Raw genomic sequence first — 24,286 nt, 5'->3', positions numbered from 1 at the left:
TGTGAAATTTCTAAAATCATAAGTTCAATAAATACTACAGAAATAAATGTAGGCACAAGTTTTTAATTTTGATAAAAAGTAATTTAAATCAGAATTATATATTAATATTATAAAAAATTAGTATTGATATAAAGCAGTGTCACAATTTAGCTAAGCTTAGTCTAGTAGTTGAAGTTGCAGATTTCCAAATATAAAATTTGTGGCTTTAGACACAAATTTTTAAATTAGCGGCACCAATAATTTTATTGATTGCATCTACAGAAATCACCTACGTTCATCATAGTTCGTATAATGTATATTATGTTAAATATAGTGTGCATTAATTAGTTTAAATATTTATTCTTTTTATCTATATCTAAAATAACAAACTACAGCTTTTAGTTTGAATTGACAATAACACTTAACAGAAATAACTTATAGATCTGGTAACATTATTTTAATTAATAATAATAGTCAATCAAATCAATTGATATTATATTAATTACCATTAGTGTATAATTATTAACTAGAACTAGTGTGCTTTTCATTATTTATATTTACTTTTGTTGTGTTTTCGATTTCTTACTTTCTTTTATTTAAATTAACTGAACGTTTTGTTGATTAATAATTTAAACAATATGAATTAGCTGATCGTTGTTTATTCTAGAATACACTACTTTTAGCTAGACCTGAACTTGGGCTAATGATTAATTTACTATGCAAACTATTAATAAGAATTTAAGATCAAAAAGTTATTCAGTTCCCTGCGAATTGTGCAGCATTGGTTCTTTATGCTTACCGATGTTGTTGAATAATACTTTAGAAACGATTTTAGAACGAAAAAAATCATATTCTAAAAATGAACTTTTAGTCACCAAGAATACTGAATTTACTAAACTCTATATTATTCATTCGGGAGCAGTAAAAACTTATGTTACGACACCGGATAATAAAGAACAAATTAATGGATTTTACTTGCCAGGTGATATTGTTGGATTAGATTCTATTTCTACTAAGTTATATAATAACAATATTAAAGCACTTACAAATACTTTGGTTTGTGAATTAAAATATAATGAACTTATGGCATTAGTCGAATCAAAGGAATGTGTTAGAAATATGGTGTTTAGATTATTAAGTACTGATATTTATAATTATCAAAAACTAGTTTTATTTTATTCACAGAAAAAAGCGGAAGAACGACTAGCCTATTTCATTTATTCTCTTTATAAACGTTATCAAAATCGAGGGCATTCCTCATCAAATATAAAGCTATCCATGAGCAGAAGCGACATCGCAAATTATTTAGGGTTAACAATTGAAACCGTAAGTCGAATATTTTCTAAACTTCAAGAACAAGATATTTTGGAAGTAAAAGGAAGATATGTTTTTATAAAAAATTTAAATGCCTTAATTAGTTTAGGTAACTAATTTTTTATATGCTAGAATAGCAATAATATTATTTTAAGTCATTAAAATTGTGGGTTCATTAAATATGACAAGTTTAAAGAAGAAACTTATTGCTGTAACTATTGCAATTATTCCTATATATTCATTTGCCGCTCAACAATTAAATGAAGAGCAAGCAAATAGCATGCAATCTTTTAAACAAATATCTGTTAGAGGTGCTTTTTATACTGATAAAGATTATGTTTTAGCCATGTCGAAAGCTGCAGATAAAGAAGGAGCCTCTTCATTTTATATAACATCAACGAATATAAATCCATCCAATGATACTTTGCGTATAGTTTATGCAAAATTGTATAAATCTGACGCACCAAAAGCAGAGGAACAAGTTGATAGTCTTCGTAAATTTGAGGGTATCTATGAATATCCCAAATTTAAAGCTATACGATTAGAACCATTTGACATTGTTCGTATTAGAGGTTATTTTCCTAATGAATATGATATAAATCAAGCGATAGCAAAAGAAGCTTCTAAAAAATCAGCTTATGCTTTCTATATTGATAACCGTACAGAGCTTGGCAGTAATTTACAGATTATTGCATATCTATTTAAAAAAGATGCACCAGAACGTAAACTTCAACCTGAAAATGCTATTCCTTATGATTCAGAAGCTGGGCAATCTGCTTTAGCTCAAGGTGGAGAAGCTGCAATGCAAGTTGAGCGGCCTGGTTATTATTCTCCTTCTGCGTTTAATGAAAAGTTTTATGCTGATAAATTTAAAAATAAAGTTATAGATAAAACTAAAACAGAAAATGTAAATAACACAACAATGGATTCAAAACCTATAGCAAACATACCTCCAACTTCATCTGTTGTAGCCGAACCTCAGAAAATCAATCGTTACACTGTCACACTATCTGATGGTCGAAAAATACAAGAATTAAATGATGCTACTGCAGCGAAAATGGTGCCATTTAATACAATCAAATTTAGAGGATATTACGTAACGGATCAAGAAATTTCTTATCAGGCAGGAAAGCGAGCTATTGATTCCAATGCTAAGTATTACCATATAGCCAGAATAGCACAAGACTCAAATGGACCGAATATTACCGTATTTGTGGATCTGTACCGCTAATTTTATAAGGGTACATTAGTGCCCTTTCTTTTTTTATCATCTTATGTCTATTTTATAAAAAATAGAATCAAATTATCTTATAACGCGAGTTTTACCGCCTCTATTTTTTGTTTAATTCTTTTAGCAGAAACTTGATATGGCGTTCCGATTTGCTGAGCAAATAAATTGACTCTTAATTCTTCAATCATCCAACGGATATCAGTCACTTTTGTATCTAATCGTTGATTCTTTTGTAGACTATTAACCCAATTATCATACTGATTCTGAACATCTTCTATAATGCTCATTGATTGTCTATCTCTTGCCATATTTTGAAATAATTTTTCAATTCTTTTCTCAATTGCCGATAAATATCGATAGATATCATTCAATCTTTTATAACCTGATTGAGCAACAAATCCTTTATAAACCAATTTGTTAAGTTGCTGTTTAATATCTGACAAGGCAAATGCTAAAGATAAATCAACGCGCCCTTTTAACTTTTTATTAATGCTAAAATGCAAAGTTAGTATTGATTCGACTTGCTTAGCAATATCAACAACTATTTCATTAATATGAGTTTTAGTATAATCAAGTAATTGCTGATAATCATTAGCTGAATGTATTGCTTTATTATTTGTTTCAATTAAATAATCAACACCACAAGCAATACAATCATCAATAAGCATTAACACGTTACCAAACGAATTAAAATATAAACTTAATTTCGATTTATTGGGTAATTTTTCATGTAAATACTTGATTGGTGAGGGAATGTTAAGCATTAATAAACGTCTTAAACCTAATTTAGTTAATCTTTGTTGCTCTGATTGATTATCAACTAACTTTATACTTACGGAATTTTGATTATCAATAATTGCTGGATAAGCCTTAACTGTATAGTTTTTTTGTTTTTCTTCATAAACATCAGGAAGTTTTCCAAATGTCCAATCGGTCAAATTATTTTGCTCAATTGAGTTATCTTTTTTATTAATAGTAATAGATGACAAAACTTGTTCAAGTTGAGTTTTGAGTTGCTGTTTTAGCATATCAAGATCTTTACTTGAAGCAATTTCGTTATTATTACTATCAATAATACTAAAATTCATTTTTAAGTATTCAGGTACTTGTTCTAATTGCCAATTTTCTGATGTAATTTTCACACCAGTCATTTTATGAAATTCATTTTCTAAGCATTCAAGAAGTGGTTTTTCTGTGGTATCTACCCTACCTAAAAATACATCTGCATAATTTGGTGCAGGGACAAGGTTTCGTCGTAAAGATTTAGGCAATGATTTGATTAATGCAATTATTAAATCTTTTCTAAAACCTGGCACTTGCCAATCGAATCCCCTGTTTTTAATTTGGTTTAAGATATCAAGCGGAATTTTTATAGTGACACCGTCACGGTTATGACCAATATCAAACTGATAACTAAGTGCTAGCTTAAAATGATCTTGATACCAGAAATCAGGAAAATCATTTAAGTTAATTAATTGTGCTGATTGCCTGATCAGCATCTCTTTTTGTACATTAAGATAATCAGGATCAGATTTTTGCTTCAGCTTCCACCATTTATCAAAATGTCTAGATGAAATAACGGATTTATCTATGCGTTTATCATAGAAATCAAATAATTCATCACCATCAATTAAAATATCCTGGCGACGCGATTTATGTTCTAAATCTTCAACTTCATTAATCAATTTTTGATTTTGCTTGTAAAATTTATGACTTGTTAACCAAGCACCTTCGACTAATGCATGCCGAATAAACAGAGTGCGACTTAAAATAGGATCAATTTTACTGTAATTTACTATTCTATTAGTAACAATTGGTAATCCAAATAAAATTACTTTTTCGTTTGCTATTGTTGTGCCCTGCTTTTTAGACCACCTAGGTTCGTTATAGTTATATTTCACTAAATGTTTAGCTATAGGTTCAATCCATTCAGCTTCAATTTTTGCTGCTGTTCTCCCCCATAATCTATTTGTTTCAACAAGTTCACTAGCAATACACCATTTAGGTTGGTTTTTGAAAAGCGCTGAATTAGGAAAAATTGCAAATTTGATATTACGTGCACCGATATACTCACGCTTTTCAAGCTCTTTCATTCCAATATGAGATAGTAAACCGCTCAGTAACGAGATATGTAATGAATTATAATCAGCTGCTTTACTATTAATCGGAAATGCTAATTGTTTAATGGTTTGTCTAATTTGCGTATAGACATCTTGCCATTCTCGAATTCGAAGATAATTTAAAAACTCTTTTTGGCATAATCGTCTAAATTGATTTCCTGATAATATGTTCTGCTGTTCTTTAATGTAGTTCCATAAATTAATTAAAGAAATAAAATCGGACTCTTTATCAACAAAACGACGATGTTTCTCATCAGAAGCTTGCTGTTTATCAAAAGGTCTTTCTCTTGGATCTTGAATTGATAAAGCAGCAGTAATTATCATTATTTCTTTAATGCACCCCAAGCGTCTTGCTTCAACCAACATTCTGGCTAGTCTTGGATCAATAGGTAGTTGTGCTAAAATTTTACCTATTTCAGTTAAATGATATCGATTATGTTTGGTATGAATTGCGCTAAGTTCTTCTAATAACCGAATGCCATCACGAATATATTTTGAATCGGGTGGTTGAACAAAAGGAAAAGCAGCAATATCACCTAATCCCAATGATGTCATCTGTAATATTACGGAAGCCAAATTAGTACGTAATATTTCGGGTTCGGTAAATTCGGGACGAGATAAAAAATCTTGTTCATCATATAAACGTATGCAGATACCATTAGATGTTCGCCCACAACGTCCTTTACGCTGATTGGCAGAGGCCTGTGATATTGGTTCAATCGGTAAACGCTGAACTTTAGTTCGATAGCTATAACGACTAATTCTGGCTAAACCCGAATCGATCACATATTTAATGCCAGGAACGGTTAACGATGTTTCAGCCACATTAGTTGCAAGGACAATTCGACGTTTAGTATGCGATTGAAAAATTCGATTTTGTTCTGATGCTGATAATCTTGCATATAAAGGTAAAATATCTGTATGACGAAGATCTAATTTATTTAGTATATCAGCAAGATCCCGAATTTCTCTTTCACCTGTCAAAAAAATCAGTATATCTCCATAACTTTCTGCTGACAGTTCATCAATTGCATCAATAATGGGTTGAAAATCACTATTTTTATCGTTTGAATTATCATCATTATCCAATATCGGTGGTCGATACCTAACTTCAACAGGATAAGTTCTCCCCGATACTTCAATAATTGGTGCTTGATTAAAATGTTCTGAAAACCGTTCTACATCAATAGTTGCTGATGTTATAATAACTTTTAAATCAGGACGCTTAGGTAATAATTGTTTAAGGTAACCTAGAATAAAATCAATATTCAAACTACGTTCATGGGCTTCGTCAATAATAATAGTATCGTATTGTAATAACAGTTTGTCTTTCTGAATTTCAGCAAGCAATATACCGTCAGTCATCAATTTAATAAGTGTTGTGTCACTGACATGATCAGAAAATCTAACCTTGAAACCAACTAAATGCCCTACTTCTGTTTTTAGCTCTTCAGCAAGACGGTTGGCTATTGAACGAGCCGCTAACCGGCGTGGTTGGGTATGACCAATATAGCCTTTGATTCCTAAGCCTAATTCTAAACAGATTTTGGGAATTTGTGTGGTTTTACCTGAGCCAGTTTCACCCGCAATTATGACTACTTGATGATGTTTAATTGCGTCATAAATTTCTTGTTTTTTTTCAACAACAGGTAAATTATTAGGATATATAATTTGATTTGGCAATGATCTTAATCTAGTTTGATAATGTGACACAGCTTGAGTTATGTCTAAATCAATTTCAACTATATTCTGGCTGTTTTTAAACAATCTTAAAATTTTATTCTTATCCAAGAAAGTCATTGATTCTAAAAATTTTAATTGCTGTTGAGATAACATAAAGAGTAAAATAATACCATCAAATTTTGTATAAAATTAATTATAACAAACTTTACCTATCATTAGGAGTGAATATGAAAAAGACATTAATACTTACCACAACGCTATTTGCTAGTGCTTTAATTTTGTCTGGCTGTGGTGAAACTAATAAAATAAAAGCAGAAGATCTTACTCATCATCGTTTTGTGCTAATAAAAGCAAATGGACAAGATGTTCCTGTTGATAAAGAAGCTGAAATAGAATTTGGCGAAAACATGAACATCATTGGAAAAATGTGTAATAGATTTGTTGCTAAAGTAACATTGGAAAACGAAAAAATCAAAGCTCCTGGTGTTGGTATGACAAAAATGATTTGCAATGATGATCAACTAGATAAATTAGATGGTATTATCACAAAACTAATAACAGAAGGGGCAACAATAAGCCTGAATAAAGAGCAGTTAACTTTAAAGAACCAGGAAAATGAACTTATTTATCAACTCAAAGAGTTAATGTAACCCATTTAGAAACATCTTGTAAATAAACATCAAAACCAAGATGTTTCTCTTCTTAATTTTCATCAAAGACAATCCCTAGTTATTGATAAAAAACTTTATTTAAAATGTAGTTAAGACTATAATATACCCAGTTTTTAAAGAATCTAAATTTTTGATGAAAATAGTTAATTTTTCAAATATTGTATGTAAAAAAGTGACCTCTATCAGTTACTTATACCCTTTTATATGCCAATGCGTCAGCATTGGTTTTTTTTTGCGCAAATTCAGTTTATTTAAAATTTAAACATTAACCTTAACTATTAGTAGATAATATCATGAAAAAAACAAAAATTGTTTGTACTATAGGACCTAAATCGGAATCTAAAGAGATGCTAGCAAAGTTATTAAATGCAGGAATGAATGTTATGCGTTTAAACTTTTCTCATGGCGATTATCAAGAGCATGGTAATCGAATAAAAAACTTACGTGAAGTAATGCAAGAGACAGGTTTAAAAGCAGCTATCATGCTTGATACAAAAGGTCCTGAAATTCGCACTATTAAATTGGAAGGCGGGAATGACGTTTCGCTAGTTGCAGGTCAAACTTTTACCTTTACAACTGATGAATCAGTGATTGGAAACTCTGAGCGTGTTGCTGTTACATATAAAGGTTTTGCTCAAGATCTTAAACCAGGTAATCGTGTATTAGTTGATGATGGCTTGATTGCTATGGAAGTAAGAGAAATCAAAGGCAACGAAGTTGTTTGTACTGTTTTGAATAATGGTGATTTGGGTGAAAATAAAGGGATTAACTTACCTGGTGTTTCCATTAAATTACCCGCTTTAGCTGAAAAAGATAAAAATGATCTTATTTTTGGCTGTGAACAAGGCGTTGATTTTATTGCTGCTTCATTTATTCGTAAAGGTTCAGATGTTGAAGATATTCGTAACCACTTAAAAGCTCACGGTGGTGAAGATATAAAAATTATCTCTAAAATCGAAAATCAAGAAGGCTTAGATAATTTTGATGAAATTCTTAAAGCCTCTGATGGTATCATGGTTGCACGTGGTGATTTAGGCGTGGAAATTGCTGTAGAAGAAGTTATTTTTGCTCAAAAAATGATGATTCAAAAATGTAATAAAGCCTCAAAACCTGTTATTACAGCAACACAAATGCTTGATTCAATGATTAAAAACCCTCGTCCTACTCGTGCTGAAGCTGGGGATGTTGCGAATGCAATTATTGATGGTACAGATGCTGTCATGCTTTCTGGTGAAAGTGCTAAAGGTAAATACCCCCTTGAAACTGTTAATGTTATGGCGACTATTTGCACTCGAACTGATATTACAATTCCTGCTTCTTTAGAATTAACTTCGAAAGAAGAACCCCCTCGTATAACTGCGGCTGTTAGTTGTGGCGCTGTCGAAATAGCTGAACGTTTAAATGCACCATTAATTGTCGTTGCTACTCGCAGTGGGAAATCAGCTCGTGAAGTTCGCCATTATTTTCCTAAAGCGCGTATTTTGGCACTTTCTTCAAGCCAAAAAACAGTTAATCAGCTAGCATTAACTAAAGGTGTTGAACCAATTTTAATTGATTCAATTAATTCTACTGATGATTTCTATCGTTTAGGTAAAGAAATGGCGGTTAAAAATTGTGGATTAAAAAAAGGTGATATAATTGTAATGGTTTCTGGTGCATTAGTACCAAGTGGTACAACTAATACAACATCAGTTCACCGAATTTAAGAATTCATAATAAAACTTAATTTCTTTGAATATTTATCTTAAAAGCTAGCTATCAGCTAGCTTTTTTTATAACTTAAGTTATTCTGTAACACATAGTTGCAATTATGTATTGAAAGAGATAAAAAATGATAGAAGAAAAAGTGTATTTACCAAAAGAGTTAAGCTGGCTGGCTTTTAATCAAAGAGTTCTGCAAGAAGCAGCTGACAAAAGTAATCCACTTATCGAGAGGGTTCGTTTTTTAGGTATATATTCAAGCAATTTGGATGAATTTTATAAAGTTCAATTTGCTAATTTAAAAAAATATGTATTAATCGAACAAGAACAAGGTCATACCTCTACTTCCAATGCTAAACAATTGTTACGGCAAGTTAATCAAAAAGTAATTCAGCTTGAATTACAGTTTGATCAACTTTATAACGAACTATTATTAGAAATGGCTAGAAATCAAATTTTTCTGATTAATGAAAGACAGCTTTCATCTTATCAAGAAGATTGGATTAAAAATTATTATAAACAGAATCTGCAACAATATATCACTCCTATTTTGTTAGATAGCCATACTGAATTGATTCAATTTTTAAAAGATGATCATGCTTATCTTGCAGTGGAAATTATCTGTAAAGAGAATGTTAGTTATGCATTACTTGAATTACCGACAGGTCATGCCCCTCGTTTTGTTTTATTACCATCCGAAACTTCAACCAAAAATAAATCTATTATCTTTTTAGATAATATTTTACGTTATTGTTTATCAGACATATTTAAAGTTTTTTTTGATGCTACTGAATTAAACGCTTATTCTATCAATATTAATCGTGATGCGGAATATGAATTAAATACAGAACTAAATAGTTTAATAGAGCTGATGTCACAGGGTTTAAAACAACGATTAACAGCACAGCCTGTCCGTTTTACTTACCAAAAAGATATGCCTAAAGCCCTGTTTGAGCTCTTAATAAATAAATTGAGACTAACTGAACAAGAAGCAATGCCTGGTGGTCGGTATCCTAATTTCAAAGATTTAATAAATTTTCCTGATTTAGGTGGTAAGAATTTATTAAATAAACGTTTACCAAGCCTTGCATATAATCGTTTTAAACAGTTTCGTAATGCATTTGCAACAATAAAAGATCGTGATGTATTGCTTTATTATCCTTATTATTCATTTGGTCATGTATTAGAAATAATGCGACAAGCATCATTCGATCCAGCTGTTACTCATATTCGAATGAATATTTATCGTGTTGCAAAAGATTCTCGTTTTATCCATGCAGCTATTAATGCAGCTAATAATGGAAAAAAAGTAACAGTTGTTGTCGAATTACAAGCTCGTTTTGATGAAGAGGCCAATATAAAATGGGCTAAACGATTAATTAGTAGTGGAATAAAAGTTATTTATTCGCAGCCTAAACTGAAAATTCATGCTAAACTTTTCTTAATAGATCGCCGTGAAGAAGATAAAATAGTTCGCTATGCTCATGTTGGATCAGGAAATTTTAATGAAAAAACAGCCCGAATTTATACTGATTTTTCACTATTAACTGCAGATCAAGCTATTACTGATGAAGTAATTAAAGTTTTCAATTTTATTGAAAATCCATTCAAACCTGTTTCATTTAACCATTTACTTGTTTCTCCTCAAAATACACGTTTACGATTTTATGAATTTATTGAACGTGAAATAACTAATGCCAAAGCAGGTAAAAGCGCAGGTATCTATCTAAAACTTAATGCTATTACCGATAAAGATATGATAGATCAACTCTATCGAGCATCTTGTTCAGGAGTAAAAATCAGAATGGTTGTTAGAGGAACTTGTGTTTTAATTCCACAAATACCAAATTTAAGCGAAAACATCTATATTACCAGTATTGTCGATCAATATTTAGAACATGCACGTGTTTATATCTTTGAAAATGATGGAAAAAAAGATACCTTTATTTCATCAGCTGATTGGATGCCACGAAATTTAGACAATCGAATTGAAGTAGGTGTGAAAATCTTCGATCCTATTTTGAAATCGACTATCCATGATATTTTCAACATTCAATGTAAAGATAACATAAAAGCTCGAGTTATTGATAAAGATAATATGAATAACTATGCTCAAAGAGGTAATAAGAAAAAAATTAGAGCCCAGCATGCTATCTATGATTATTTAAAACAATTAGAAGCCAGCCATAAATAAGGGGCAAATATGAATAAATTTAATGAATATGCAGTAGTGGATCTTGGTTCTAATAGTTTTCATATGATTATTGTGCGTAATATTAATGGTGCTACACAAATTATTTATAAAAATAAAAAAAATATTCATTTGGCAACAGGTTTAAATGAAAAAAATGAATTGAGTGAATCAAGTATCATGCGAGGTATAGAATGTTTAGCATTATTTGCTGAAAGATTAAATGGTTTTCCACCAGAAAACGTTAGAGTTGTTGGAACTTATACTTTGCGAGTAGCAAAAAATCGCCATAAATTTTTAATGGCGGCAGCTAAAGTATTCCCCTTTCCTGTTGAAATAATTTCAGGCCAAGAAGAAGCTCGCCTGGTTTACTTAGGTACAATGACATCTGAACCTACATCTTCTACTGATACTAAATTTGTGATAGATATAGGTGGAGGTTCCACCGAAATAGCTGTTGGTAAAGGTAATGATCTTAAACCTTTAATCGTCACAAGCCATTCAATGGGATGTGTTACTTATACAAAGCGTTTTTTCCCAGAAAAAAAAATTGATGCTATATCATTTCAGCGTGCTAAATTAGCAGCTGAACAACAAATTGAAAATATAATTAATACAATAAAAAAACAAAATATTACCGTTTCATTTGGTACTTCAGGTACAGTCAAAAGTATTTGTAACATATTACTCGATCTTGGTGTTAATGATAGTATAATTACACCTAAGAGGTTAGATGATTTGATTAGCTATATTTTAGAGTTTAAATCTTTCCACGATATAAAATATCCGTCTCTTTCTGAAGATCGAAAAAATGTATTTGTCAGTGGTCTTGCAATATTTGCTGGTGTGTTTAACGCATTGGGCTTAAAGGAATTACAATTTAGCCCTTGTGCATTACGAGAAGGTGTATTATATGAACTTATTGATGGGCAGAATTATCCTGATATAAGACAAAATACGGCTGAATCATTAGCTCAACATTACAACATCGATCAGCATCATGCACAACAAGTTGTTAAAACTACAAATTATTTCTTTTTGCAATGGCAAAAACAGGTGTCCATTTGTATATCGGAAAATCTCGAAACAATTTTATATTGGGCAGCACAATTGCATGAAGTTGGATTAAAAATAAATTTTTCTTCCGTTCATAAACATTCGAGCTATATTTTAAAAAATAGTAACCTTCCTGGTTTTAATGAAGAGCAACAGTTACTTTTATCGACTCTTGTTCGTTATCATAGAAAATCAGTAAATATTAATGATTTTCCATATTTTAGCCTATTTGAATATAAGCATATTATTTCAATGCTACAGATACTTAGGTTATCTATACTTATTAATAATCAACGAAATACCGATCTCGACCTAAGTGCATTTCATTTAAAAATAACAAAAAATAAACTCTGGGAAATAACATTAAATATTAGCCAAAAATTTGTTGAAAATAATAAATTGATATTGCTTGATCTAGAACAAGAGAAAAAATATTGGGAACTAGTGAATGACTGGAAATTATCGATAAGAATTTTTTAGTTAATTCTAAACTGTCATAACAATAAGTATTGCTAATAAAATAGCAATACTTATTGTTAAGTAGGCTATTTTCTAATTAGTCACTCCTAGATCAATAATACTCCACCATAGAAGACCAACAGTAAAAACAATAAATAAATTCACAACACTACAAACAAATCCAACTTTCCACCATGTTTTAACTGGAACAAAACCCTCTGCAAATAATAGCGGATTTCTTGCATTAGCAAATTGTGTAATAGAACCAAAATAATTTGTACAGATAACTAAAGCAAAAATAGCAATCATTTCTGGCACCCCTAGTGTAATTGCTACAGATAAAAATACAGGGAATAACGCAGCGATATGCGCATTTCCACTGGCGAAAAAATAGTGTAAATAAACATAAGCAATACATAAAACAATTAAAACAACGACCCAGCTACTTTCACCTAAATGACCTTGAACGGCATTGCCAATTGTATTGCCTAGCCATTTTGTTACACCAAGTTTATTTACTTGTCCTGCCATCATCAATAATGCTGCAAACCAAATCAATGTATCCCAAGCGGCTTTTTCCCCTTTAATGTCATCCCAACTTAACACACCAGCTAAAATCAAAATGGTCAAACCAATAAATGCAGTAGTTGTTGAATCAATACCAAAGTTTTTACCGGCAATCCAAAGTACTAATAATAGAACAACTGTTAAACCCATAATGATTTCTTTGGCAGTAATTGCCCCCATTTTTTTTAGCTCTTCAGCCGCTAATTTTGATGCTTCTGGTGTTTTTTTAAGTTCAGGATTGGTTAAAAAGTAAATTACCAAAGGAATTACAATGAATGATACTAAACAAGGTATAATTGATGCTAAAAACCATTGCCCCCAACCTAATGTAATATTTAATGAAGTTGTTACTAATTTAGCAGCTAATAGGTTTCCTGTAAAAGCAGTTAAAAACATAGCAGAGGTAATGTCATTTACATGGCTAATTGTTAACATTAAGAATGTACCAATGCGGTTTCTTGACTCATCTTTTGGGCTAGATTTGAAATTAATCGCTAAGGCTTCAGCAATAGGATAAATTACGCCGCCAGCACGCGCGGTTGTACTTGGAATAGCTGGAGCTAAAGCAACATCAGTAACTGATAAACCATAGGCCAGTCCTAAAGTGTTTTTACCTAACAATTTAACAAGATAATAAGCAATTCGTTTACTTAGTCCTGTTTTAATAAAGCCCCGCGCAATCATAAACGCAATAACAATTAACCAAATTAAACTACTGTTTAATTCACTTAATGCTATTTTGATTGCATCAGTAGCACTACCTGCACCAGATGGTCTTAAAACAGCAAATATTGTTATAGCTAAAAGACCAATAGCGCCTATTGGCATTATTTCAGCAACGATACAAGCAATAGTTGCAACGAAAATAATACTAGTTTGCCAACCCTGAATACTGATTCCTTCTGGAGGTGTAACCATTAACCATAACACAGCTGAAATGGCAGCAATAATTATGAGTGGCAGCCATTTTACTGGCATTTTTTTTACTATGTTCATAGTTTTTTCCTTCTAATTTAAAAATTATCAATCTATAACCAAATTCTATTCTCAGACAATAACAGGTTAATTTGCCAGCTATTTTTTAAACTATTTCATATTCATCATCTAAAAGTTGAAAAGAAAAATTATCACAATTTACTAATTTTATAGTTTTATTTTTTAATAAAAATATTGCTGATAAATGTCTATTTTTTTTCAAATATTCACTTCCTTTTAAAACTCCTAATCCATATAAAATAGTTGAATAAATATCGCCTTCTAGTGAGGTATTAGAAATAATTGTGACGCTTTCTAATTCATTATTTAGTGGGTATCCCGTTAATGGATTAAATATATGATGATAGAGAATATCATTTTGCATAAAAAAGCGCTCATAGATACCAGAAGTAACAATTGATTTATTTTTTACCTTAACAATTCCTGCTAATTCATTATGATGAGAAAATGGTTTTCTTAACCCAACATGCCAATAACCATTATCATTTATTGGGGAATGACCTAATGTAAGAACATTACCACCTAAATTAATGATAGCCTGATAAATATGATATTGATGTAAAATATGCTTAACTACATCAGCTATATAACCTTTAGCAATTGCACCTAAATCAATTTTCATACCTGCTTTTTTCAAAAATACAGAATATGTGTTTGCATCGAGTTCAATATATCGAGGATTGGTTAACAAGAGTTGTTGCTTAATTTGCTCAGAGTTTGGCACTTGGTATCCTTTAAATCCAATTTTCCATAGTTTTACAACTGGTCCAATTGCCAAATTAAAATAATCAGTGAAATGTAAACTTACTTTAACTGCTTGTTCAATAAGAGAATACACTGGTGGACTCACTTTAACTGGATGTTGACCTGCAGCTAAATTAATTGACATTACTTCTGATTCAGGACGATTAACTGTCAATTTATCTTCAAGTATTTTAATAGAATTAAAAACGGTTTGGGCAGCGATTTCATCAGGTTCGAAAAGTGTTAATGAAACCTCTGTTCCCATTAAAGTTTGAGTATATTTATAGCTCGAACTTGCCATATTAAATTAGTTCAACTACTGAAATAAATTAACTATTAATATAATCTGTGGCTTTTTTACCAGCTTGAATACCAAATATTATGATATCAGCAACAGCATTTCCACCAATACGATTTGCTCCGTGAATACCTCCTACAACTTCACCTGCCGCAAACACACCTTGAATTACTTTTTTATGAGTATCTAGTACTTGTGTTTGTGTATTAATCGTCACACCGCCCATAGTATGATGAACTCCCGGAGCTATTTTAATAGCATAAAACGGCCCTTTATTGATAGGGTGGCGCATACCTGTTGTTCTTCCAAAATCTTCATCTTTTTTATTTTCGGCAAATTGGTTATAACGGGCCACTGTTCTAGTCAAAGTTTTGCTATCAATAGATAGTTTCTGTGCCAATTCTTCTATGGTATTAGCTTGAGTAACAAGCTCGTGTGAAACATACTCTTCAACATTCTTATTTTCATCCCGAATTTGCTGATCAAATAAAATATAAGAATAATGTTCAGGTAATTTGATAATCTCAGCCGAGACCTTATCACGAGTATCAAGCTCATTGATAAATCGTTGACCGCTTTGTGAAACTAAAATAGCTCCACCACCACGTATAGATTCAGAAATTAAATATGAGGTCGTTTGTTCAACCGTTGGATGGATTTGGATTTCTCCCATATCAACAGTACCAGCGCCAAGCTTTTCCAAAATTACAATACCAGAACCGGTTGCTCCTTTATGATTGGTAGTTACAAAACCCTTAAGATCAGGACGATATTTTTCAACCATTTTTTCATTAGCACTGAAACCTCCAGTGGCAATAATTACTGCTTTGGTTTTAATAGTTTGGCTAGAGCCATCTTCTTCTAAAATTTTCACTCCCACTACTTTATGGTTTTCTGTAATAATTTCAGTTACGGAAGTTTCTAACATAACTTCAATGCCACGTTTATTAATATTTTTTACCAATCCGCTAATCAAAAATCCCCCCACAGCCGCACCATTGGCAGGGCGATGAGTTCGATCTATACTCATTCCACCAGTAGTTGTAATGCCACTTAGTTCTATACCATTATCATCTAACCAATTTATTGCATTAGGTGCATTATCAACAAAATAACGGAGTAGATCAGTGTTATTTTTATTTTTACCACCTGCCAGCGTTTCTTTATAAAATAGATCTTTGCTATCTACAATGCCTTTAAGTTTTTGAAATTTCGTTTCTGCTGCGTTCATACCAGCTGATGCTTTATTTGTGTTTCCGCCAATTACTGGCATTTTTTCAATAATAATAACATTTGCTCCGAGATCATAAGCTTGAATAGCAGCAGCTAAGCCTGCTCCACCACTGCCTACGACAACAACATCGTAAGATTTATCGTTAGGATCCCCTCCTTCAGCTAGAATTGCTTCTTTGTTAGATTTTGCCATAGCTTTTGTTACGGCTTTCTTAAATGCCTCACATTGCGTGGTTGCACCAGAAATTGCATCAACATGTGGGCTATTAGAATCGATAATTCGACTTTTGATAGCAGCAAAATTATTTAACACTTCATTATTAAATTCATTTGCATTGATTAATTTTAAATCTTTGATGAAGTCTTTACCTAATTCAACATTAATCAAAAACTCATAAGTTTCATCATTAACTTTTTCCTGATAATTGCCAGGTTTGAATTTTTTAACATTGATATTAACATCACGAATTAAGCTTTCAACAAGTGAAAAATGCCATAGAGGGTCTGGAATATTGAGTGCTTCACGCTTATCACTATTTATCGTTAATTCTAATGTTTCTCCTTTCTTTATACGATTAACCCAATCTGGATAGGCAATGCAAGCTCGACCAACAGCAACTAAATCATAGCCATTATCGATTGCAGTATCAATATCACTTTTATTAACAACATTACCAACACCAACAACCGGAATTTTAGCTAATACATCAGAACGCATCGCAATGAACTTCTCGATTAATGGTGTTGGATCTTGAGTATTAACAATCGATGATCTAAGGGTTGTTCCCATTGAAAAATGAACATAATCAAGTCCTTTTTTAGCTAATTTTTCAAGTAAATACATTGTGTCATCAAAACGAATACCTGGGACTTCTAATTCTTCCGGAGAGAAACGATAACCAACAATAAACTCTGAGGATGCATATTGTTTTGCCATGCTATGAGTGATATCTAAAACTGCTAATGGAAATTGAGTGCGATTATCACGACTACCACCCCACTTATCATCTCGTTGATTTGAATTTGGGGAGTAGAATTGTTGAATAAGATAAGTATTTGCACCGTGAATTTCGACACCATCAAATCCTGCTTCGATAGCACGTCGTACAGCTTGACCAAATTTATCGACCATTTCATCTACTTCATTAGCCGTTAGTTCTATTGGAGTTGCAGCGCCAGGACGTGGTGCTGCTATTGCACTTGGTCCTACAGGCAATTGTCCACCAATCAATTTTGGCTCAACCATGCGACCACCATGGTAAACTTGAATAACCGCTTTGGATCCTTTTTCTTTGATTGCTTTTGCAACCTTTGCTAATCCTTCAATTTTGTCATCGCTATCTAATCCAATAGCACCAGGAAAAGCTAATCCTTTATTATCTACAAAGCCACATTCAACGATAATAGTACCAATTTCACCTGCTCTTGCTTGATAGTATTCTATTAAATCTTGTGTGACAGAGCCTTCATGAAAGCCAGAACAAGTCGTCATCGGAGCCATCATTATACGATTTTTTAGCTCAACACCGTTGGGTAATGTGAATGCACTAAATATGTCTTTATTTTCCATTTTAATATACCTAATTATTTTATTTTGATTCAATTACTAACTTTAATAATAACATTACTTATTCTGATACTCCACTTACTTTAGTTTCAAAAATGTACTAACGTATCAATTTTGAGAAATAATATTTCTTATATTTATTAAAGAATTATGTAACAATTTATTCTTTTAGCAGTGATTTTTAGTTATTTTATCAGTTGAATTTGCCAAGCATTGTTTAAACCTACGCATAAAAATCTAAAAAAAAACACTATAACTATTTCATTTAGTTATATATTTATTGATTAATTTATTCTTGAACTTTATTTTTATTTAGCTAGAATTCCTTGAAGCTTAACGAAAAGAGAACATTGATAATGAAAATAAAGTTAATCCATAAATTAGTTCTAAAACTACGTCTCTTTCATTGCCTATTAATTTCATTTACAAATCCTCCTTTATGGAGGATTTTTTATTTTAAACAATACCACTTAAGGACGTGCATAAATGGGAGACAATATGAAATCTTTGACACCTTTCTATAATCCATATATTAGCTATGAAGATAATTATGCTAAAGGACCATTTGGGCTTTTTGTGCAATTAAATAAAACAGAAAATGTTCCTACTAAGTTAACCAAATTTTTGAATATAGAGGTAAATCTACCTTTTGGTATACCCGCTGGCCCCTTACTAAATGCTAACTATATTAAAGCTGCTTTTGCTTATGGATTTGATTTATGTGTATATAAAACAGTACGTACTAAACTTCATAAATGTCATCCTTTACCTAACATCTTATCGGTACACGCTAAAGGTAAATTATCAAGTAATTTAGATACGGTATTAGCAGATACAAATTATGATCAACCATTATCAATAACAAACTCATTTGGTGTGCCTTCCTTTTCACCTGATATATGGCAACAAGATATGGAAGATGCGGTAAAATCTGCAGGTCATGGACAATGTGTAATTGGTAGTTTCCAAGGCACGGAAGGTAATGGCAAAATAGAAAATGATTACGCTTTAGCCGCAAAATTAGTTAAAGAAACCAATGCGCCTATTCTTGAAGCAAATTTAAGTTGCCCGAACGAAGGGGCAAATAAATTACTTTGCTTTGATATAGATAAAGTCGAAAGAATTGTCAATGCCATTAAGACAGCTGTTCCTGATCGTCCACTTATTTTAAAACTAGCCTATTTCCCTGACGATGAAAGGATTGTTTCTTTATTAACTCGTATCGGTTCTATTATCGATGGTTTAAGTGTAATCAACACACTATCCGCTAAACCAGTTGATGCTAAAGGGAACCCAGCATTAGGTGAAAATAGAAAAGAAGGTGGTGTCTGTGGGGATGCAATTCGTTGGGCAGGTTTAGATATGGTGAGTAGATTAGCTAAATTCCGTCAAGAAATGGAATTAAAATTTGTTATTGTAGGTGTTGGTGGAATAAGCAACAGTGAACATTATCGTCAGTTCATCGGCAATGGCGCTGATGCAGTCATGAGCGCTACTGGGGCAATGTGGAACCCTCTGCTTTCTATAGAAATCAAGAAAACCTTGAATAAAATTATTTAACGTTATGCTCATGTCTGTTACAGGGTAACTTACCCTGTAATTTTTTACTGACAATACACCCTACTATATCCTTATTACTTTTTCTTAAAAAATAAAATCCAAAACAAGATGAGCAAAAAACGATAACTAAAATAATTGACACATGCAAGGAAGGAATAAAAGATATTAACAGTACAATTAAGACCATTGCTAATATTTTAAATAAACTTTTTTTGTTGCTCTCTTTTCAATAAGTATCTTTTATATATGAGGTTGATACTAATATCTTTTAGTAAAATAATAATAAAGGCAATCTGAACTATTGAGCTAAAGTAAGACGTTAATAAATAAAAAAGGCACTGTCGTTAAAAGTGGCACAAAATGCCAATGATTACCAACAAAAATGAAACACCATCTATAATAAAAAGCTATTGTTTAACATTACTAAATGTAACTCAGAAAGGTTTCAGTATTTAACTCAATATAAGTAGATGGCGTCAATAATAGAATAAAACTTATAACGTACTAACTAGACAATTTGAATTGGCGGAACGGACGGGGCTCGAACCCGCGACCCCCTGCGTGACAGGCAGGTATTCTAACCAACTGAACTACCGCTCCGCTTTATTTAATAATCTTAACGTTGGAACGTTAAAGTAGGCGTGATATTAAAGATAATTTTCATTTCCGTCAATAAAATTTTTGTATTTAATGATTGATTGCGTATAAAATCATCATTAGTTAATGAGCCATAAGGCCCCTGCACTTTTTTTATCAATTTTTTTTAAAACAGCTTCATGTTCAGACAGTTCAACTTCAGAAGCTTTAATTACTTTTAAAGGTATAGAGCTACGTTCAACTCTACGAATAGAAGTATTATTACCAGATAAAGAATTCTGATCATCCATATTAAAAGATAATGTTGTTTGTCCCCCTGTCATAGCTAAATAAACTTCAGCTAAAATTTCAGCATCCAATAATGCTCCATGAAGTGTTCGATGTGAATTATCGATTTGATAACGTTCACAAAGCGCATCTAAGTTGTTGCGCTTACCTGGAAATAAGCGTCTTGCCATAGCCAAGGTATCAGTAATAATACAATGATCTGCTGTTTTGAAATCTAAACCGCATAAGCGAAACTCATAATCCATAAATCCAACATCAAAAGATGCGTTATGAATAATAAGTTCAGCACCATCAATAAATTTTATAAAATCATGAGCAATATTTTTAAAAATAGGTTGATCTTTAACTAACTCATTATCTATACCATGTACTTTAAAAGCATCTTCATCAATCAAACGTTCAGGGTTGATATAAACATGAAAATGATTGCCAGTTAAGCGACGATTTATGATTTCAACAGCACCAATTTCAATAATTTTATGACCTTCATAGTGATTATTGCCTTCTTGATTCATACCTGTTGTTTCTGTATCTAATACTATTTGGCGCGCGGAATTATTTATCACGTTATTCTCTTTTATCTGTTAACAATTGGGGAAAAAATAAATTAGTGTTATAGTCTATCACCAAAAGTGATTAATGTTGATATCTAGCGATTATACAAATACAAAACTCATTATGAATTAAAAATAGTTGTCATCAATGAATATATAACCAACTTAAACAATTTAATCGACAATCAAAATATGCTGAAAAAAATAGAAATTTATACAGACGGATCATGCTTAGGAAACCCTGGACCTGGCGGCTATGCAGCCATTTTAAAATACAAACAGCAAGAAAAAGTGGTAGCAGAAGGTTTTTTTAAAACAACCAATAATAGGATGGAATTATTAGCAGCAATTACTGCCTTAGAACAATTAAAACAAGCTTGTGAAATTGACTTATATTCTGATAGTCAATATTTACGTAATGGCATTATGAATTGGATTCATGGTTGGAAGAAAAATGGTTGGAAAACGGCTAATAAAAGACCTGTTAAAAATGAAGATTTATGGAAAAAATTGGATGAGCTTGTTCTGTTACACAAAATCAACTGGTTCTGGGTAAAAGGTCATTCTGGTCATATTGAAAATGAACGATGTGATATTCTAGCGAAAAAACGGGCTCAATCTCCAACATTAAAAGATATCGTTTTTGAGCAATCTAATAAAGAAAACATTTAATTAACAATTTTGAATAGCTTTCTATGTTTAAATTACATATTATTCCTGCATTAAAAGATAACTATATTTGGTTGTTATCAAATACGGATAACCAAGCCATCATTATTGATCCCAGTGAGGCGGATACTGTCATTAACTATGTTAAGAAAAATGATCTCTCACCTATTGGAATTTTACTTACTCATCTTCATATAGACCATATAGGTGGTGTAACAAAATTAAAAGAACGGTATAACCATATTGAAGTTTATGGTCCCAGTGAGATTAATCTACCAATAAATTATATAGATAATCAAAATACAATTTCTATTGGGAATTTTACATTTGATCTCATCAGTGTCCCTGGACATACATCTGGACATCTTGCTTATTATTGCCATCCTTATTTGTTTACAGGAGATGCCCTATTTTCAGCAGGATGCGGACGAGTTTTTGAAAAGACTTATCAAAAAATGCTAAATTCACTTAACAAATTAAAACAACTTCCTGATGATGTTCTTATTTGTGCTGGTCATGAATATACTTATTCTAATTTGTTATTTGCTAGCACAATGTTACCAGAAGATGAAAATATTAAGTCATATTTGAATACAATTAATGAAAATTCAATTACTTTACCTTCAAACTTAGCAACAGAAAAATTGATTAATTTATTTTTACGATGCTCTGATAAAAAATTACAACAAAAATTCAAGTTCAACAATGAATTAGATTTATTTATTTTTTTTAGAAGCCAAAAGGACAATTTTTAGGTATAATACGCGGTTTTAATAAATGTTTAATTTTACAGGCTAATGAAAAAGTTATTTATATTCACAATATTATGTTTAATTTTGGTTGCATGCCAAAACCATGGTTCTAATACCAATAATAGTGTCTATCAAACACATAATTCATTATCGGTAGTTGCAAGCAGCATTAAAAGTAGTGGTATTAATCACATATTAATAACTCAAAACCCTTGGCAATATATGCTAAACCAAATTGATGTTAATGTTCCCGAGAATAAACGTGTTAAAGAAGAAAGAGATCGTTTATTACTTAATCCACAGGCTTTCGAGGTGACAGCACTTCGCTCTGAACCCTATGTTTACTATATCATTAACCAACTTCGTAAAAATCGTTTGCCGGTTGAATTAGCGTTAATTCCATTAATTGAAAGTGCATATGATCCGCTTGCAACATCTTCCGGTAAAGCGGCAGGTTTGTGGCAGTTTGTACCTATTACCGCAAAAGAGTACGGTTTAAAAAAGAACAGTAATTTTGATGATCGTCGTGATCTTATAGCCTCTACAAATTCGGCCATTACACTTTTACAAAATTTAAATAATCGTTTTAATGGTGATTGGTTATTAACATTAGCCGCTTATAATGCTGGGGAAGGTCGAGTAAAAAAAGCTATCGAAAAAAACCAGGCAAATGGCTTACCTACTAATTATTGGTCTTTGGAATTACCAAATGAAACAATGCGCTATGTTCCGAAAATTCTTGCCATTATTGATATTGTGAAAAATAGTAAACAATATGGAATTAAGTTACCAGATTGTAGCTATGAAAATTCTCTAGTTAGAATTGACATGTCTAAAAACATTTCTTTAGCTAAAATTGCTCAATACAGTGATATACCACTTAGTGATTTAAAAAGTTTTAATGCTGGGTATTTAAAACAGACAGTAAATGGCCCTTTCCATTTGCTTGTGCCTTATGCCTATGCAGAAAAATTACATAAAAAGCTACAGGAAAAAAATCTTGTTACAACAGAAATTACTGAATTACTACAAGATGTGCCGCATAGCACAATGCCAATAGAAGTCAAAACAGCAACAATTCAACAATCGACTGGAATTAACAATAAAAATACCATACTTCATACAGCTAATACAAAAAAGCAGATAACTTATCAGGTTAAAGCTGGTGATAGTCTTCATTCAATTGCACGAAACTATCAAGTAAAAATAACTGATATTTTGACGTGGAATAACATGAAAGATTCGCAAGTTAAAGAAGGGGATGTATTAACAATAAATCTTATCAATCCAATCTAAATTTTATTAAAAGAGGATTATGGTCAGATGTCTTAGTGTTAATAATTTCAGCTGTTTCCAATTGTAATCCTCGATAAAATACAAAATCCAATGGTCTACCCATGAAAGTTTTGCGATTATCTATAGTAAAATTCACTGACCTAAGACCTATTGAATGTATCAAATCATATAATAAATTCAAACGTTGTTGGCTCCATGCATTAAAATCTCCTCCTAATATTATTGGACCATTATGTTCTTTAATACGATTTAATAACATGTGAATTTGCTGACGATAAATTTTAACACCAATACTAAAATTAACGGCATGAACATTAGCCACAAGAAATTGCTTTTTTGAATGAGCAATAGGATAAATTGTAATTAGTGCAGATTTGGGAACTCTAATTAATGGCTCTTTTTCTCTGAATGAAAGAAGAGCGCTAGGTAAAGATTCAGTAATCGTCATCACACCTGCATAAATATCATTAAAGCAATATGTAGGAACATGATCTGCAACCTTATGATGTTTTGAAATAAAGCTTAAAAGCTGAGGGGTATTTTGGGCTTCTTGTAGCAATATTAATTTAGCAGTATTTGCATACTGCTCTAAAATATCAATACAATCTGCCCGCTTTTGTTTATAAATATTCCAAACTAAAACTGAAAAAGAAGTATGATCAATAAGCGATTTATTAACACTTAATTGGTGATTAGGTAAGATTACTTCTACATCATTATTTGATCGATAACGTAATGTATAGTTGCGTTTTTTAAACAT

16 protein-coding genes and 1 tRNA gene are annotated in these 24,286 nt (G+C 31.6%); 10 read left to right on the top strand and 7 right to left on the bottom strand.

Translation table 11 applies throughout. The features are described from left to right. Positions 1 to 696: 696 nt before the first annotated feature. Positions 697 to 1,410: a helix-turn-helix domain-containing protein gene (locus tag A9G48_RS06775; protein ID WP_034945622.1), complete on the top strand. Its 714-nt coding sequence runs from the start codon at positions 697 to 699 to the stop codon at positions 1,408 to 1,410. 64 nt (positions 1,411 to 1,474) lie between these two features. Beyond that, entirely contained in the window at positions 1,475 to 2,524 is a 1,050-nt protein-coding gene (locus tag A9G48_RS06770) for a YdgH/BhsA/McbA-like domain containing protein (protein WP_034945625.1), read from the top strand. Between the two features lie 77 nt (positions 2,525 to 2,601). Here the strand turns inward: A9G48_RS06770 and hrpA are convergent, their stop codons facing one another. Then, positions 2,602 to 6,480: an ATP-dependent RNA helicase HrpA gene (gene hrpA, locus A9G48_RS06765; RefSeq protein WP_080715884.1), complete on the bottom strand. Its 3,879-nt coding sequence runs from the start codon at positions 6,478 to 6,480 to the stop codon at positions 2,602 to 2,604. Positions 6,481 to 6,554: 74 nt separating this feature from the next. Here hrpA and A9G48_RS06760 point away from each other — a divergent pair, with 74 nt between their 5' ends. The 4 genes from A9G48_RS06760 (at position 6,555) to A9G48_RS06745 (ending at position 12,426) form a co-directional block, all read left to right on the top strand. Continuing rightward, the gene (locus tag A9G48_RS06760) at positions 6,555 to 6,977 is read left to right on the top strand and encodes an META domain-containing protein (protein WP_034945628.1); all 423 of its coding nucleotides are present in this window, start codon (positions 6,555 to 6,557) and stop codon (positions 6,975 to 6,977) included. Positions 6,978 to 7,291: 314 nt separating this feature from the next. Further along, positions 7,292 to 8,704, top strand: coding sequence for a pyruvate kinase PykF (pykF, locus tag A9G48_RS06755; RefSeq protein ID WP_034945631.1), 1,413 nt, complete (start codon positions 7,292 to 7,294; stop codon positions 8,702 to 8,704). Positions 8,705 to 8,829: 125 nt separating this feature from the next. Continuing rightward, complete coding sequence (gene ppk1, locus A9G48_RS06750) at positions 8,830 to 10,893, top strand: polyphosphate kinase 1 (RefSeq protein ID WP_065575988.1); 2,064 nt, start codon at positions 8,830 to 8,832, stop codon at positions 10,891 to 10,893. A 9-nt stretch (positions 10,894 to 10,902) separates the two neighbouring features. Continuing rightward, a complete protein-coding gene (locus tag A9G48_RS06745; RefSeq protein WP_034945637.1) occupies positions 10,903 to 12,426 on the top strand; it encodes a Ppx/GppA phosphatase family protein in 1,524 nt (507 codons plus the stop codon). 72 nt (positions 12,427 to 12,498) lie between these two features. On the opposite strand, the gene A9G48_RS06740 is transcribed toward A9G48_RS06745, so the two are convergent. The 3 genes from A9G48_RS06740 to A9G48_RS06730 all read right to left on the bottom strand — a co-directional run bounded on the left by A9G48_RS06740 (position 12,499) and on the right by A9G48_RS06730 (position 17,813). Next, a complete protein-coding gene (locus A9G48_RS06740; protein WP_034945640.1) occupies positions 12,499 to 13,968 on the bottom strand; it encodes a DASS family sodium-coupled anion symporter in 1,470 nt (489 codons plus the stop codon). Positions 13,969 to 14,053: 85 nt separating this feature from the next. Beyond that, positions 14,054 to 15,013: an FAD:protein FMN transferase gene (locus tag A9G48_RS06735; RefSeq protein ID WP_034945643.1), complete on the bottom strand. Its 960-nt coding sequence runs from the start codon at positions 15,011 to 15,013 to the stop codon at positions 14,054 to 14,056. A gap of 28 nt (positions 15,014 to 15,041) precedes the next feature. Further along, positions 15,042 to 17,813 carry a flavocytochrome c gene (locus tag A9G48_RS06730; protein WP_065575987.1) on the bottom strand — a complete coding sequence of 924 codons (2,772 nt, stop codon included), beginning with the start codon at positions 17,811 to 17,813 and terminating at the stop codon, positions 15,042 to 15,044. A gap of 495 nt (positions 17,814 to 18,308) precedes the next feature. Here A9G48_RS06730 and A9G48_RS06725 point away from each other — a divergent pair, with 495 nt between their 5' ends. Further along, positions 18,309 to 19,370, top strand: a complete 1,062-nt coding sequence (locus A9G48_RS06725) for a dihydroorotate oxidase (RefSeq protein WP_034946208.1) — start codon at positions 18,309 to 18,311, stop codon at positions 19,368 to 19,370. Positions 19,371 to 19,893: 523 nt separating this feature from the next. Here the strand turns inward: A9G48_RS06725 and A9G48_RS06720 are convergent. Continuing rightward, positions 19,894 to 19,970, bottom strand: a tRNA-Asp gene (locus A9G48_RS06720). A 116-nt stretch (positions 19,971 to 20,086) separates the two neighbouring features. Further along, complete coding sequence (dnaQ, locus tag A9G48_RS06715) at positions 20,087 to 20,821, bottom strand: DNA polymerase III subunit epsilon (RefSeq protein ID WP_034945649.1); 735 nt, start codon at positions 20,819 to 20,821, stop codon at positions 20,087 to 20,089. A 180-nt stretch (positions 20,822 to 21,001) separates the two neighbouring features. Here dnaQ and rnhA point away from each other — a divergent pair, with 180 nt between their 5' ends. The 3 genes from rnhA to A9G48_RS06700 are packed head-to-tail and all read left to right on the top strand — an operon-like array spanning position 21,002 to position 23,526. Further along, entirely contained in the window at positions 21,002 to 21,481 is a 480-nt protein-coding gene (rnhA, locus tag A9G48_RS06710) for a ribonuclease HI (protein WP_034945652.1), read from the top strand. Positions 21,482 to 21,504: 23 nt separating this feature from the next. Continuing rightward, entirely contained in the window at positions 21,505 to 22,233 is a 729-nt protein-coding gene (gene gloB, locus A9G48_RS06705; RefSeq protein WP_034945656.1) for a hydroxyacylglutathione hydrolase, read from the top strand. A 42-nt stretch (positions 22,234 to 22,275) separates the two neighbouring features. Beyond that, positions 22,276 to 23,526: a transglycosylase SLT domain-containing protein gene (locus A9G48_RS06700; RefSeq protein WP_051825216.1), complete on the top strand. Its 1,251-nt coding sequence runs from the start codon at positions 22,276 to 22,278 to the stop codon at positions 23,524 to 23,526. Here A9G48_RS06700 and A9G48_RS06695 read toward each other — a convergent pair. Continuing rightward, positions 23,513 to 24,286, bottom strand: coding sequence for an endonuclease/exonuclease/phosphatase family protein (locus A9G48_RS06695; RefSeq protein WP_034945659.1), 774 nt, complete (start codon positions 24,284 to 24,286; stop codon positions 23,513 to 23,515). The two genes, A9G48_RS06700 and A9G48_RS06695, sit on opposite strands and share 14 nt — an antisense overlap.

The sequence above is a fragment of the Gilliamella sp. wkB18 genome (assembly GCF_001690875.1).
In the GTDB taxonomy this organism is placed as follows: Bacteria; Pseudomonadota; Gammaproteobacteria; order Enterobacterales; family Orbaceae; genus Gilliamella; species Gilliamella apicola_A.
Note: the sequence above shows the minus strand (reverse complement) of the source record. Positions and strands in the feature narration are given on the sequence as shown.